Raw genomic sequence first — 13,511 nt, 5'->3', positions numbered from 1 at the left:
GCCTTCGCGAGCAGGCTCGCTCCCACAGGGGAACGCGGTCAAATGTGGGAGCGAGCCTGCTCGCGAAGGCGGCAGAACTGCCTCCACAGGACCAACAGAATCTAGAACAGGTGCTTTATGACCGCAGCCAATGTTTACCAACAACGCCCAACCACTGGGGCCAAGGCCGAGTCGTCGCTGCATCACGCAGGCCTGCCAAGCCTGGTGGGCAAGGGCCGCAAAAGCGCCGGCGTGATCGTGCGTGAGAAAAAACTCCTCGGCCACCTGACCATTCGTGGCGATGGCCATGATGCTGCGTTCGCTGCCGGCGTGCACAAAGCCCTCGGTATCGAATTGCCGGGCGCGCTGACCGTCGTCGTCAAAGGCGAAACCAGCCTGCAATGGATGGGGCCGGATGAATGGCTGCTGATCGTGCCGACCGGTGAAGAGTTCGCCGCCGAGCAGAAACTGCGTGAAGCGCTGGGCGACCTGCACATCGCGATCACCAACGTCAGCGGCGGCCAGCAGCTCCTCGAACTGAGCGGCCCGAACGTGCGCCAGGTGCTGATGAAGTCCACCAGCTACGACGTGCACCCGAACAGCTTCCCGGTGGGCAAGGCTGTGGGGACCGTGTTTGCCAAGTCGCAACTGGTGATCCGCCATACCGCCGAAGACACCTGGGAACTGCTGATTCGTCGCAGCTTCTCGGATTACTGGTGGTTGTGGTTGCAGGATGCTGCGGCTGAATACGGGCTTAGCGTTCAGGCTTGAGATCGACCCCTCACCCCAGCCCTCTCCCCACGGGGGAGAGGGGGAAAGGGAGCAGATCTCTAGCGTTTCCGAAGCCTGAGTTCGACTCGATATTTCAGGTCGACGGAGCTCCAAGAGCACCTCGGTCAGTCCCCTCGCCCCTTTGGGGAGAGGGCTAGGGTGAGGGGTGGATTTCCCTGACACCCAGCACAACGAACAGGAGTCACCGCACTATGAGCCGCGCCCCAGACACATGGATTCTGACCGCCGACTGCCCAAGCGTTCTCGGCACCGTGGACGCGGTGACCCGCTTTCTGTTCGAGCAGGGCTGCTACGTCACCGAGCACCATTCCTTTGATGATCGGCTCTCCGGTCGTTTCTTCATTCGCGTGGAATTCCGCCAGCCTGATGGCTTCGACGAACAAGCCTTCCGCGCAGGGCTCGAAGAACGCGGCCAAGCCTTCGGCATGATCTTCGAACTCACGGCACCGAACTACCGGCCGAAAGTGGTGATCATGGTTTCCAAGGCCGATCACTGCCTCAACGATTTGCTCTACCGCCAGCGCATCGGCCAATTGTCCATGGACGTGGCCGCCGTAGTTTCCAACCACCCGGATCTCAAACCGTTGGCCGACTGGCACCAGATTCCGTACTACCACTTCCCGCTGGACCCGAATGACAAACCCTCCCAGGAGCGTCAGGTCTGGCAGGTGATCGAAGAGTCCGGCGCCGAACTGGTGATCCTTGCCCGTTACATGCAAGTCCTGTCGCCAGAGCTGTGCCGCAAACTCGACGGCAAGGCGATCAACATCCATCACTCCCTGCTGCCGGGTTTCAAGGGCGCCAAGCCCTATCACCAGGCCTATAACAAGGGCGTGAAACTGGTCGGCGCGACGGCGCATTACATCAACAACGACCTGGACGAAGGCCCGATCATCGCCCAGGGTGTGGAGGCTGTGGACCATAGTCATTACCCCGAAGACCTGATCGCCAAGGGGCGGGATATCGAGGGGCTGACCCTGGCCCGGGCCGTGGGTTATCACATTGAAAGACGAGTGTTCTTGAACGCTAATCGCACTGTCGTTCTTTAGATCGCTATCGTCGGAACGCCGCCCGGAGCCGGCTCGCTCCCACAGGGGATTTGTGTCTGCCCACAGATCTCAGTCACACCAAAGTTCAACTGTGGGAGTGAGCCTGCTCGCGATGGCGGCATAACAAACAACGTAAAAACACACAGGCAATAACCCGAGCAATCAACGCGCCGCCGTTCCATGGCGACGCGACCGCTACATAAAAACAACAGCGAGGTGAAAGCATGTCTGGCAATCGTGGTGTGGTGTATCTCGGCAACGGCAAAGTCGAAATACAGAAAATCGACTATCCAAAAATGCAGGACCCGCGCGGCAGGAAGATTAACCATGCTGTCATCCTGCGTGTGGTTTCCACCAACATCTGTGGTTCCGATCAGCACATGGTGCGCGGTCGTACCACGGCGCAAACCGGCCTGGTCCTGGGTCACGAAATCACTGGTGAAGTGATCGAGAAGGGCAGCGACGTCGAGAACCTGCAGATCGGCGACCTGGTGTCCGTACCGTTCAACGTGGCTTGCGGGCGCTGCCGTTCCTGCAAGGAAATGCACACCGGCGTCTGCCTGAGTGTTAACCCGGCCCGTCCCGGCGGTGCCTACGGTTACGTCGACATGGGCGACTGGACCGGCGGTCAGGCTGAATACGCGATGGTGCCGTACGCGGATTTCAACCTGCTGAAACTCCCGGATCGCGATCGCGCGATGGAAAAAATCCGCGACCTGACCTGCCTCTCCGACATCCTGCCGACCGGTTACCACGGCGCAGTGACGGCCGGCGTTGGCCCGGGCAGCACCGTGTACATCGCCGGTGCCGGTCCTGTCGGTCTGGCCGCTGCCGCTTCCGCTCGCCTGTTGGGCGCGGCGGTAGTGATCATCGGCGACGTCAACACCGTCCGCCTGGCACACGCCAAGGCGCAGGGTTTCGAAATCGCCGACCTGTCCCTGGACACCCCGCTGCACGAACAAATCGCTGCGCTGCTTGGCGAGCCAGAAGTGGATTGCGCCGTCGACGCCGTGGGCTTCGAAGCGCGTGGTCATGGCCATGACGGCGTGAAACACGAGGCGCCGGCCACCGTGCTGAACTCGCTGATGGGCGTGGTTCGGGTTGCCGGCAAAATCGGTATTCCTGGCCTGTACGTGACTGAAGATCCGGGTGCAGTCGATGCCGCCGCGAAAATGGGCAGCCTGAGCATCCGCTTCGGTCTGGGCTGGGCCAAATCCCACAGCTTCCACACTGGTCAAACGCCAGTCATGAAGTACAACCGCCAGCTGATGCAGGCGATCATGTGGGACCGTATCCATATTGCCGACATCGTTGGCGTGGAAGTCATCAGCCTGGATGACGCGCCACGTGGTTATGGCGAGTTCGATGCGGGCGTGCCGAAGAAGTTTGTGATTGATCCGCACAAGTTGTTTAGTGCGGCGTAAGGCTTCAGGCAAGAGAAAACGGCGACCCTTGGGTCGCCGTTTTTTATGGCTAAGATTGTTGGTGAGTCTGAGAGCCACCCCTCACCCCAGCCCTCCCGAAACGTCGGACCGCCCCATAGGGGAGAGGGGAAAGGGAGCCGATCTCCGTCGTTTTCAGAACCTGAGTTCGACTCGATATTTCAGGTCGATGTAGCTCTAAGAACAACTCGGTCAGTCCCCTCTACCTCTGGGAGAGGGCTAGGGTGAGGGGTGGTTTACAACACTGCCAACGCCCCTTGATACAACACCGGCCCCGTTGGCTGCCCGGTCGGCGAACCACCCGTCGGCTCAAGACTGACCGCCAACGCAATCGGTTTGCCAATCAGCGCCTTCTGCGCGTCGCTCAGTTCAACCTTGCCTTTACCGCCCGCCGGAATCACACCAAGGGAAATCGGTTTTCCATCCGCCGGAATCGCCCACAACTCCAAACTGCGCCCCGGATCAACCGCTGCCAGCGTCAGCGGCTCAAATTTCAAATAATCCTCATGCGCCTCAACCTTCAGCGCAGGTTGCGCGTCGGCAGTCAGCAGCGTGGCGCTGTAACGCGCATTGTCGTGGTTATAGAACACGCCTAAGGTCACGGCGATCACCAGCGAGCAAACCGCCGCCGTCACCCGCAACCAGTTCCAGAACGGACGCTTCTCTGGCACATGCAGCACTTGCGGTTCGATTCGTGCGGTGATGCCTTTCCACACGCGATCCGGCACCGGCTGCTCGGGCAGGGCTTCGGTCAAACTGGCCAGGCTTTCTTGCCATTGCGCTAATTCCGCACGAAGCGCCGCGTCTTCCAGCAACAACTGTTCAAAACGCCGACGAGCCGCAGAGGGCATCAAGCCAATGGCGTAATCGGCGGTGAGGGCGCGGCGCAAGGTCGGGGTTTGATAGTTCATGATTCAAGGCACCTGCGCAGTCGCTCCATACCGCGGCGGATCCAGGATTTCACCGAGCCCAGCGGCGCGGCCAGGTGTTCGGCGAGTTCAGAGCAGGACAACCCCTGAAAGTAAGCCACAGTGATCGATTGACGCTGCATGCCGTCGAGGCTTTCCAGGCAGCGATTCAACGCGTTGGCCTCACGGGCACGGCTTAGCTGTTCGTGGGCCGATGGGCTTTCATCCACCAGCGCCTGTTCTTCAAGGTCGCTTAACGGCCGGTCGCGGTGTTTGCGCAACTGGTCGATGGCCTGATGACGGGTGATGTTGATCATCCAGGTCAGCGGTGCCGACAGATGCGCCTCGTAGCGCGAGGCGTTGTTCCAGATGCGCACGAAGCTTTCCTGCAGCACTTCTTCAGCCAGATCCGGTCGCCCCATGAAACGCAGCGCTACGCCATGCAGCCGTGGGCCGACGCTGCGGTAAAGCGTCTCGAAAGCGCGGCGGTCGCCCAGTGAACACTGGGCCAGAAGCTGCCTGAGCTGATCGGCGTCGGCGATGGGGATGGCAGTTCTCCAGGCAATCGAGGTGGGCTGCGTGAGGTGCCGGTTGCAGGCACAGGTTAGTTCACGGTACGCCGTTGTTCCATTCACGGGTGGCCACCTCACAAAACCGCCGACCCTGATGCTCAGGGTCGGCGGCACCCCTCAGCTTTTCGGCATCAGTACTTTGTCGATGACCTGAATCACGCCATTGGACTGGTACACGTCATAGGTGGTGATGTCGGCGACGTCACCTTTTTCATCCTTGATCGTGATGTTGTGCGGGCCGTTCATCATCGCCCACAGCTTGCCGCCTGCGACGGTGGTCAGTTCGGCCTTGCCGCCACCGGCCTTGATCTTCTCGGCCAGGGTCAGCATGTCGAGTTTCCCCGCGACCACGTGGTAGGTGAGGACGTGAGTCAGGGTCGCCTTGTTGGCGGCTTTGAGCAGGGTATCGACAGTGCCGGCCGGCAGCGCAGCGAAGGCCGAGTTGACCGGGGCGAACACGGTGAACGGGCCTTTGCCCTTGAGGGTGTCCACTAAGCCTGCGGCTTTCACGGCGGCGACCAGGGTGGTGTGGTCGGCGGAGTTCACCGCGTTATCGATGATGTCCTTGCTCGGCATCATGCTTTGGCCGCCGACGATGACTGCATGGCTCGTGTCTGCCGCTTGCACGGTGTTCAGGGCGAATCCACCGCCAAGGGCCAGGGTCAGCAGGCTGGCAATCAACGGCGTTTTGATCGAAGTGCGTTTCATGGTGATGATCCTCGTAAGGGAATCGGCCAGGAATGTCTGTCCGTGCTTGATATACGCGGGCGGGACCAGACCGGATGCAGCGCCGGACCATTCTTTTTCTGCTGTTCGTCGGGGGCTCGCCAAGGCTCGGAACAATCCCCCGGGATGCCAGTCCAACACACGGTTTTGCGCCGCCCATTGCCGGGCGGTTTTCATGGCACATGAGGATGTCTGAATGAAGATTTCATGCGGTTTTGCACTGGCTTCGCTGATGTGTCTGGCAGCCAGTCCGGTCTTTGCTCAGTTCAGCCTGTTCGATGCGGCCAATGCCATCTCCGGCACGCAGGGCGATGACGCCGCCGCGGCCGCGCCGACCGCGCAGACGGCCGATCTGCTGAGTGCGCTCAGCCAATTGAACGTGACGTCACAACAAGCCATTGGCGGTGCCGGGGCGATGCTCGGTCTGGCGAAGAATCAACTGAGTTCGACCGACTACTCGGAGTTGGCCAAAAGCGTGCCCGGAATCGACTTACTGTCCGGTGGCGGTGGACTGGGTGTCCTCAGCGGCTTGCTTGGCTCGTCCGGTCAAGCGGCAGGTCTGGACAACGTCTTGGGCAACGTGAAGAACGCCAACGACCTGAACAGTGCCTTCAGCGCATTGGGCATGGACACCAGCATGATCGGCCTGTTTGCCCCCGTGCTTCTGCAATTTTTCGGTCAGCAGGGCGTCGGCGGTTCACTGCTGCAAAACCTCGGCGGGATCTGGGGCGCAGGCACCGGTAGTTGATTCAGCGGCGCGCAACGCGTCAATGCGCTGGTCCTTCTCGATCCAGAGCTGGTTGACCCAGTTCTGGATGGTTTCGCGAAACTGCGGATCGTTTTCGTAATCGCCCTGCCACAGCGCCAGGTCGAGTTCGCGGGTCTTGATGTCGATGATGACCCTCGGCACGTTGCCGCTGAGCAAATCCCAGAATCCCGGAATCGTCTGCTGCGGATACACCACCGTCACATCGAGAACGGCATCCAGTTGTTCGCCCATTGCCGCCAGTACAAACGCCACACCGCCGGCCTTGGGCCTGAGCAGGTGGGTGAAGGGTGATTGCTGCTGGGCACGTTTCGCAGCGGTAAAGCGTGTGCCTTCCAGGTAATTGACCACCGTCACCGGCTGACGCGTGTACAACTCGCACGCCGCTTGGGTGATCTCCAGGTCCTTGCCGGCCAACTCAGGGTGTTTCGCCAGGAATGCCTTGGTGTAGCGTTTCATGAACGGGTAATCCAGCGCCCACCAGGCCAGCCCCAGGAACGGCACCCAGATCAACTCTTTCTTGAGGAAGAACTTGAAGAACGGCGTGCGTCGGTTCAGTGTTTGGATCAATGCCGGGATATCGACCCACGATTGATGGTTGCTGATCACCAGGTACGACGTGTCGACCCGCAGGTCATCGCCGCCACGGATGTCCCATTGCGTGGGGATACACAGGCGGAAAATCAGCTTGTCGATTTCGGCCCAGGTCTCGGCAATCCCCATCACCGTCCATGAGGCGTAATCACGAAAGCGCCCGGGCAGGACCAGCTTGAGTAAGGCGAACACCATCAGCGGCCCGAACAGGACCAAGGTGTTGAGCAACAGCAGCAGGGTAACGAAACAGCCGGTGAGCAGGCGGCGCATAAATAACTCTTGAAAGCATTTGGGCGCGCAATGATAAGCAGCTTCGGACGGCAGGCCAAATCGGTGACGACGAATGTTTCACGTTCGAACCGCTAACCTCCCAGAGTTATGAGATCTCTGTGGCGAGGGAGCTTGCTCCCGCTGGGCTACGAAGCGGCCCCAAAACCATGCACTTCGATTTTTCAGGTACACCCTGTGAGCCGTACTACGACTGCTGCGCAGCCGAACGGGAGCAAGCTCCCTCGCCACAAAGGTTGTACTGATCCAACTATCGTTGTTTTTTGCGGTCTAGAATTTGGCCTCTGCGCCCCAATTTTCTCAAGGAAGCCCATTACGTGAAATCTCTCCTTGCACTGCTTTCCCTCGTAGCCCTGCCGGTCCTGGCTGCTGAGCCGACCCTGTACGGGCGCTATGAATACATCGCGCTGCCGGAAATCGGTGGTGAAGTCCTCAAGGCCAAGATGGACACCGGCGCCCTGACCGCGTCGCTGTCGGCCAAAGACATCGAAACCTTTACCCGCGATGGCGACGAGTGGGTGCGCTTCCGCCTCGCCACCAAAGGCGCGAGTAACAAGGTCTATGAACACAAGGTCGCGCGGATCAGCAAGATCAAGACCCGCTCCGAAGAAGACGAGGATGACAAGGAAGCCGTCGAACCCACCAAGCGTCCGGTGGTCGATCTGGAACTGTGCCTGGGCAACGTCAAGCGCACCGTAGAGGTCAACCTCACCGACCGCAGCAGCTTCAACTACCCTTTGTTGATCGGTGCCAAAGCCTTGCGTGAGTTCGGCGCGGCGGTGAACCCGGCACGGCGCTTTACGGCGGACAAACCCGACTGCTGATTTCAAGTGGTCTCATTGACGTGACGTGAGCCTTGGGGCACCGTTCGCCCACTTAACTCCCGGGCTCGGACGCCATGCCTCATATCCTGATAGTCGAAGACGAAGCGGCGATTGCCGACACCCTGATTTTCGCCTTGCAGGGTGAGGGCTTCACCACTACCTGGCTGAGCCTTGGCGCCGCTGCGCTTGGGCATCAGCGCCAGACCCCGGCTGACCTGATCATTCTCGACATCGGTCTGCCGGACATCAGCGGCTTCGAAACCTGCAAGCAATTGCGGCGTTTCAGCGAAGTACCGGTGATCTTCCTCAGCGCCCGTGATGCTGAAATCGATCGCGTTGTGGGCCTGGAAATCGGTGCCGACGATTACGTGGTCAAGCCGTTCAGCCCACGGGAGGTGGCGGCGCGGGTCCGGGCGATTCTCAAACGCATGGCGCCGCGAGCGACCACCGAGGTGTCATCGGCGCTGTTTCGCATCGACAGCGAGCGAGTGCAGATCAGCTACCGCGGTGAGCTTCTAACCCTGACTCGCCATGAGTTCCGCCTGCTGCAATGCCTGCTGGACCAACCCGAACGCGTCTTCAGCCGCGAGCAATTGCTCGATGCGCTGGGCGTCGCCGCCGATGCCGGTTACGAGCGCAGCATCGACAGCCACATCAAGAGCGTGCGCGCCAAATTGCGTCAGGTGAAGGCTGACGCGGAACCGATCCAGACCCATCGCGGCCTCGGTTACAGCTACAACCCGGGGCGTAGCTGATGCCGCTGGGGATTCGGATTTTTCTGGTTTACGTGCTGTTTATTGGCTTGACCGGCTACTTTGTGCTGAACACCGTGATGGAAGAAATTCGTCCCGGCGTGCGCCAATCCACCGAAGAAACCCTGGTCGACACCGCCAACCTGATGGCCGAAATCCTGCGCGACGACTTCAAGGCCGGCACCCTGAATCAGAACCGCTGGCCCGAACTGCTCAAGGCTTATGGCGAACGGCAACCGAAGGCGAGCATCTGGGGATTGCCGAAGAACCAGGTCAACCACCGCATCTACGTCACCGATGCCAAGGGCGTCGTGGTGCTGGACTCCAGCGGTGTGGCAGTGGGGCAGGATTACTCGCGCTGGAACGACGTTTACCTGACCCTGCGTGGTGAATACGGCGCTCGTTCCAGCCGCAGCGATCCGAACGATCCGAACTCCTCGGTCATGCATGTCGGTGCCCCGATTCGCGACAACGGCCAGATCATCGGCGTGGTCACCGTCGCCAAACCCAACAGCTCGCTGCAGCCATACGTTGATCGCACTGAACGGCGATTGCTTGCCTGGGGTGCCGGTCTGATCGGCCTCGGTCTGCTATTCGGCGCGCTGTTGTCGTGGTGGTTGAGCACGGCGTTGCGGCGGCTGACGGCTTATGCTCAGGCAGTCAGTGAAGGTCGTCGGGTCGAGGTTCCGCACTACCGTGGCGGCGAACTGGAACAACTGGCGACGGCGGTGGAGCAGATGCGCACGCAACTCGAAGGCAAAGCCTACGTTGAGCGTTACGTGCACACATTGACCCACGAACTGAAAAGCCCGCTGGCGGCGATTCGCGGGGCGGCGGAGTTGCTGCAAGGCGAGATGCCGCTGGCCCAGCAGCAGCGTTTTGTCAGCAACATCGACAGCGAAAGTGCGCGGATGCAGCAGTTGATCGAACGCCTGTTGAATCTGGCCCTGGTCGAGCAACGCCAGGGGCTGGAGGAGCGGGTGGCGGTGCCGCTGGCGAAGTTGGTGGATGAATTGCTGAGTGCTCAGGCGGCGAGAATCGAAGGCAAGCAGTTGCGCGTAGAACAATTACTTCCAGCGGATTTTGCGATGACCGGTGAACCGTTTCTGTTGCGTCAGGCGCTGGGCAATCTGCTGGAGAACGCTTTGGATTTCACCCCGGCTCGGGGCTTGCTGCGATTCAGCGCCGAACGCATTGGGGAGCAGATCGAGCTCAGGTTGTTCAATCAGGCTGAGGCGATTCCCGACTATGCGTTGCCTAGGTTGAGTGAGCGGTTTTACTCATTGCCGCGGCCGGACAGCGGGCGCAAGAGCACGGGGTTGGGGCTTAACTTTGTTGAGGAAGTGGTGAAGCTGCATGGCGGGGGGATGAGCATTGGCAATGTCGATGGCGGTGTAGAGGTCAAATTGTGTGTGCCTGCTTAGAACCACCCCTCACCCCAGCCCTCCCGAAACGTCGGACCGCCCCAGAGGGGAGAGGGGGAGAGGGAGCCGATCTTCATGCTTTTCAAAACCTGAGTTCGACTCGATATTTCAGGTCGATGTACCGCTAAGAACACCTCGGTCAGTCCCCTCTACCCTCTGGGGAGAGGGTTAGGGTGAGGGGTGGTTCTTGAACTTCTCACACACTCTCCACATTCCCCCCACAAAACCCCCACACGCCCATTCCAGACTCTCCCCCATCCAAACAGGGAGAGTCCCATGAACCGCAGCCTGACCCTAAAACTCGGGGCGATAGCCCTTCTGATTCTGTTGTTGCTGATCCCGCTCCTGATGATCAACGGTGTGATTCAGGATCGCCAGCAACTGCGCGACGGTGTCCTCGAAGACATCGCCCGCAGTTCCAGCTACAGCCAGCAACTGAGCGGGCCGCTGATGGTGGTGCCGTATCGCAAAGTGGTGCGCACCTGGAAGCTCAACGAAAAAACCAACGCGCGTTACCAGGAAGTGGGTGAAGAACGCGGTCGTTTGTATTTCCTCCCGGAGCGCTTCGAACTCGACGGCCAGGTCCAGACGGAACTGCGTTCCCGGGGCATTTATGAGGCGCGTCTGTTTCATGCGGACAACCGCATCAGCGGGCATTTTTCGATCCCGGCTCAATTGGGTATCAAGGAGGATTTCGCCGATTACCAGTTCGACCAACCGTTTTTGGCGGTCGGGATCAGCGACATTCGCGGCATCGAAAACGCTCTGAAACTCGAGCTCAATGGCCAGAATCTCGACTTCGTTCCCGGTAGCCAGGTGGGCTGGTTGGGGGAGGGCGTGCATGTCACCCTGCCGGCGCTCGACGCGAAGCAAGCCACAGAACTGGCCTTCGGTTTCGACCTGCGACTGCAAGGCACTGGCCAGTTGCAGATTCTACCGGTGGGCAAGACCAGCAACGTATCGCTGGCCGCCAATTGGCCGCATCCGAGTTTCATCGGCAACTACCTGCCGGCCCAGCGTGAAGTCAGTGATCAGGGCTTCACCGCCAATTGGCAGACCTCGTTTTTCTCCACCAACCTGCAAGAGGCCTTGAGCAGTTGCGTGTCCGGCGGAGACTGCGAAGCCTACACCGGCCGCAGTTTCGGGGTGAGCTTCATCGACCCGGTGGATCAGTACTTGAAAAGCGATCGGGCCATCAAATATGCATTGCTGTTTATCGTCCTGACCTTCGCCGGTTTCTTCCTCTTCGAAGTGTTGAAAAGCCTGGCGGTACACCCGGTGCAATATGCGCTGGTGGGCGTGGCCCTGGCGTTTTTCTACCTGCTGTTGCTGTCGCTGTCCGAGCACATCGGCTTTGCCCTGGCGTACCTGCTGTCGGCGGGCGGCTGTGTGTTGTTGATCGGTTTTTATGTCTGCCATGTGCTGCGCAGCGTGCGTCACGGCTTGAGTTTTTCGGCGGGATTGGCGGCGTTGTATGGCTTGCTCTATGGCTTGCTCAGTGCAGAGGATTACGCGTTGTTGATGGGGTCGCTGCTGTTGTTCGGATTGCTGGGCGTGTTCATGGTGCTGACCCGCAAGCTGGACTGGTATGGGATTGGGCAGAAGTCGGCCAAGCCGCTGGCGTTTGATATTGGAGCGGTGGAATGAGCCGGTCGTTGGGGTTGCGTGAGGATCAGCGGGAGGGAGAGGTGTTGGCGACGCTGATAGTCGGGTTATTTCCAGTTGATTCGGTGTGGTGCATTCGCGAGCAGGCTCGCTCCCACAAGGGATCTCCAGTGAACACAAGGTTTGTGCACACCAAAGATCAACTGTGGGAGCGAGCCTGCTCGCGAAGAGGTCCTGACAGTCAGCGAAGTTCTAAACCTTCGGCATAGTCGCCACCATCGAAGACCGCTGACTCACCTCAAAGTACCAGTTCGCCAGCTTCGGATTCGTCGTGCGCCATTCCAGATCCGGATGGCGCAAATCCAGGTAACCCAACGCACAGGCAACACTGATCGCCGCCACATCGAAATGGCTGGTCAGCTCGGCAATCGCATCCGCTTCCAGCAATGCCAGGCCACGACGAATCTTCTCGCGCTGGCCATCGAGCCATTCGTCCCAGTGTTTTTCCGGGGCACGCAGGGCGACTTCATAACGAATCAGCACCGCAGCGTCCATGATCCCGTCGGCCAGGGAGGCCAGGGTCAGGCGCCGCCAGCGGGCCGAGCCGTCACGCGGTATCAGCGGGTTGCCGACGTGCTGGTGGTCGAGGTAATCGAGGATCACCCGGCTGTCATGGATGACGTTGCCATCGGCCAGGCGCAAGGCTGGAATTTTACCCAGCGGATTGTCTTCGTTGAGTATCAGGTCCGGGCTGACCGGCGTGAGCACGCAGTCTTGCAGCACCACGCGGTCCTGTTGACCGGTTTCGTGCAGCAGCACCATGACTTTGCGAACGAAGGGCGACAAAGAGTTGTGGAACAGGGTCATGCTGGGGGCGGACATGGCAGCGTCTCGGTGTGGGGCAGTGCTGGGCAGCATAGCGCGTTGGTCCGGGAGCTCAAACGGTTGGCAATCGAACCCAAAGCGGATGTCGTCGTGTGACTGCAGCGATCTGTGGCCCTGTAGCGGCTGCCGAGCAGCGCGAGGCTGCGTTCGGCTGCGTAGCGGCCGCAATCCGGCAAACGCGATTTGTCTGAAACAACTTGGTCGCAGGATTCACGACTGCTGCGTCCGAACGCGGCCCGAGCCGAACGCAGCCTCGCGCTGCTCGGCAGCTGCTACAGGAGTCCGCTAATCGATTTGGATCAGCGGCGTTGCAGCAGGCCGCGCAGGGCGAGGATTGCGGGAATGCCCAGGCCAAGCCAGCTCAGGGTCGGTGAGGTAGGCCTGCTCCAGCGCGGCGCGGCGGAAATAGTCGAACAGCAGACCCTTGGCAATCGCCACCAGAAACGCGCGCGGTTCACGCGGTTCCTTCAGTTCTTCACGGCCCAGCAATCGCACGAAAGTGTCCTGACTCAGGTCTTCGGCCCGTTGCAGACAGGCCACATTGCGTCGCAGCCAGGCCAATAGCCAACCGCGATGGTCGCGATACAACGCACCAACGAGCTCACTTTGAGGGCTTTGGACTGACGACACGCAGCATCACCGATTGGGAAGTTTTAACTAACGAGAATTGTTCGCGATTGTGGCAGAGGCGGGGGAGGTAAGCAATTGGCGCTGGTCGGGTTGGGATAACCAGATTTTTTGGACCCGCACAGTACCTTGTAGCAGCTGCCGAAGGCTGCGTTCGGCTGCGAAGCAGTCGTAAAATCAGTGAATGCGGTGCATCAGGCAGACCGTGGTGGCCGGTTTGACGACTGCTGCGCAGCCGAACGCAGCCTTCGGCAGCTGCTACAAAGAATTGCGGTGGC

13 protein-coding genes and 1 pseudogene are annotated in these 13,511 nt (G+C 60.1%); 8 read left to right on the top strand and 6 right to left on the bottom strand.

What is annotated here, in order from left to right:
- The first annotated feature begins 117 nt into the window (after positions 1 to 117).
- From ACYZTW_RS30810 to fdhA, 3 genes are all read left to right on the top strand, one after another.
- Entirely contained in the window at positions 118 to 750 is a 633-nt protein-coding gene (locus tag ACYZTW_RS30810; protein WP_462003010.1) for a sarcosine oxidase subunit gamma, read from the top strand.
- 212 nt (positions 751 to 962) lie between these two features.
- Positions 963 to 1,820 (top strand): formyltetrahydrofolate deformylase, encoded by an 858-nt coding sequence (gene purU / locus ACYZTW_RS30805; RefSeq protein ID WP_008147101.1) that lies wholly within the window; start codon positions 963 to 965, stop codon positions 1,818 to 1,820.
- Between the two features lie 224 nt (positions 1,821 to 2,044).
- Complete coding sequence (gene fdhA / locus ACYZTW_RS30800) at positions 2,045 to 3,244, top strand: formaldehyde dehydrogenase, glutathione-independent (RefSeq protein ID WP_007947729.1); 1,200 nt, start codon at positions 2,045 to 2,047, stop codon at positions 3,242 to 3,244.
- 254 nt (positions 3,245 to 3,498) lie between these two features.
- Here fdhA and ACYZTW_RS30795 read toward each other — a convergent pair whose 3' ends face one another.
- Genes ACYZTW_RS30795 through ACYZTW_RS30785 form a run of 3 tightly spaced genes read right to left on the bottom strand, consistent with a single transcriptional unit; the run spans position 3,499 to position 5,450 of the window.
- Positions 3,499 to 4,173 (bottom strand): anti-sigma factor, encoded by a 675-nt coding sequence (locus ACYZTW_RS30795; protein WP_462003009.1) that lies wholly within the window; start codon positions 4,171 to 4,173, stop codon positions 3,499 to 3,501.
- On the bottom strand, positions 4,170 to 4,805 hold the full coding sequence (locus tag ACYZTW_RS30790; RefSeq protein ID WP_462003008.1) for a sigma-70 family RNA polymerase sigma factor: 636 nt from the start codon (positions 4,803 to 4,805) through the stop codon (positions 4,170 to 4,172). The genes ACYZTW_RS30795 and ACYZTW_RS30790 overlap by 4 nt, the downstream gene beginning before the upstream one ends.
- Before the next feature lie 54 nt (positions 4,806 to 4,859).
- Positions 4,860 to 5,450, bottom strand: coding sequence for a fasciclin domain-containing protein (locus ACYZTW_RS30785; RefSeq protein ID WP_462003007.1), 591 nt, complete (start codon positions 5,448 to 5,450; stop codon positions 4,860 to 4,862).
- A gap of 214 nt (positions 5,451 to 5,664) precedes the next feature.
- Between ACYZTW_RS30785 and ACYZTW_RS30780 the strand changes: the two genes are divergently transcribed.
- Positions 5,665 to 6,216, top strand: coding sequence for a DUF2780 domain-containing protein (locus tag ACYZTW_RS30780; protein WP_462003006.1), 552 nt, complete (start codon positions 5,665 to 5,667; stop codon positions 6,214 to 6,216).
- Here the strand turns inward: ACYZTW_RS30780 and ACYZTW_RS30775 are convergent.
- Positions 6,166 to 7,098, bottom strand: a complete 933-nt coding sequence (locus tag ACYZTW_RS30775; RefSeq protein ID WP_462003005.1) for an acyltransferase — start codon at positions 7,096 to 7,098, stop codon at positions 6,166 to 6,168. The genes ACYZTW_RS30780 and ACYZTW_RS30775 overlap by 51 nt on opposite strands.
- A gap of 335 nt (positions 7,099 to 7,433) precedes the next feature.
- Here ACYZTW_RS30775 and rloA2 point away from each other — a divergent pair, with 335 nt between their 5' ends.
- The 4 genes from rloA2 (at position 7,434) to creD (ending at position 11,763) form a co-directional block, all read left to right on the top strand.
- Positions 7,434 to 7,940 (top strand): retropepsin-like aspartic peptidase RloA2, encoded by a 507-nt coding sequence (gene rloA2, locus ACYZTW_RS30770; RefSeq protein ID WP_033053442.1) that lies wholly within the window; start codon positions 7,434 to 7,436, stop codon positions 7,938 to 7,940.
- A gap of 74 nt (positions 7,941 to 8,014) precedes the next feature.
- Positions 8,015 to 8,695: a two-component system response regulator CreB gene (gene creB / locus ACYZTW_RS30765; RefSeq protein ID WP_462003004.1), complete on the top strand. Its 681-nt coding sequence runs from the start codon at positions 8,015 to 8,017 to the stop codon at positions 8,693 to 8,695.
- Positions 8,695 to 10,116 carry a two-component system sensor histidine kinase CreC gene (gene creC, locus ACYZTW_RS30760; RefSeq protein ID WP_462003003.1) on the top strand — a complete coding sequence of 474 codons (1,422 nt, stop codon included), beginning with the start codon at positions 8,695 to 8,697 and terminating at the stop codon, positions 10,114 to 10,116. Before creB ends, creC begins: the two co-directional genes overlap by 1 nt.
- A 276-nt stretch (positions 10,117 to 10,392) precedes the next feature.
- The gene (gene creD / locus ACYZTW_RS30755; RefSeq protein WP_462003002.1) at positions 10,393 to 11,763 is read left to right on the top strand and encodes a cell envelope integrity protein CreD; all 1,371 of its coding nucleotides are present in this window, start codon (positions 10,393 to 10,395) and stop codon (positions 11,761 to 11,763) included.
- A 210-nt stretch (positions 11,764 to 11,973) separates the two neighbouring features.
- On the opposite strand, the gene ACYZTW_RS30750 is transcribed toward creD, so the two are convergent.
- Together ACYZTW_RS30750 and ACYZTW_RS30745 are read right to left on the bottom strand one after the other, a co-directional pair.
- On the bottom strand, positions 11,974 to 12,603 hold the full coding sequence (locus tag ACYZTW_RS30750; protein ID WP_462003001.1) for a glutathione S-transferase family protein: 630 nt from the start codon (positions 12,601 to 12,603) through the stop codon (positions 11,974 to 11,976).
- Positions 12,604 to 12,972: 369 nt separating this feature from the next.
- Positions 12,973 to 13,236, bottom strand: a pseudogene (locus ACYZTW_RS30745) (sigma factor); the annotation flags it as partial.
- Positions 13,237 to 13,511 lie beyond the last annotated feature (275 nt).

The organism is Pseudomonas sp. LB3P25 (genome assembly GCF_054897985.1).
Note: the sequence above shows the minus strand (reverse complement) of the source record. Positions and strands in the feature narration are given on the sequence as shown.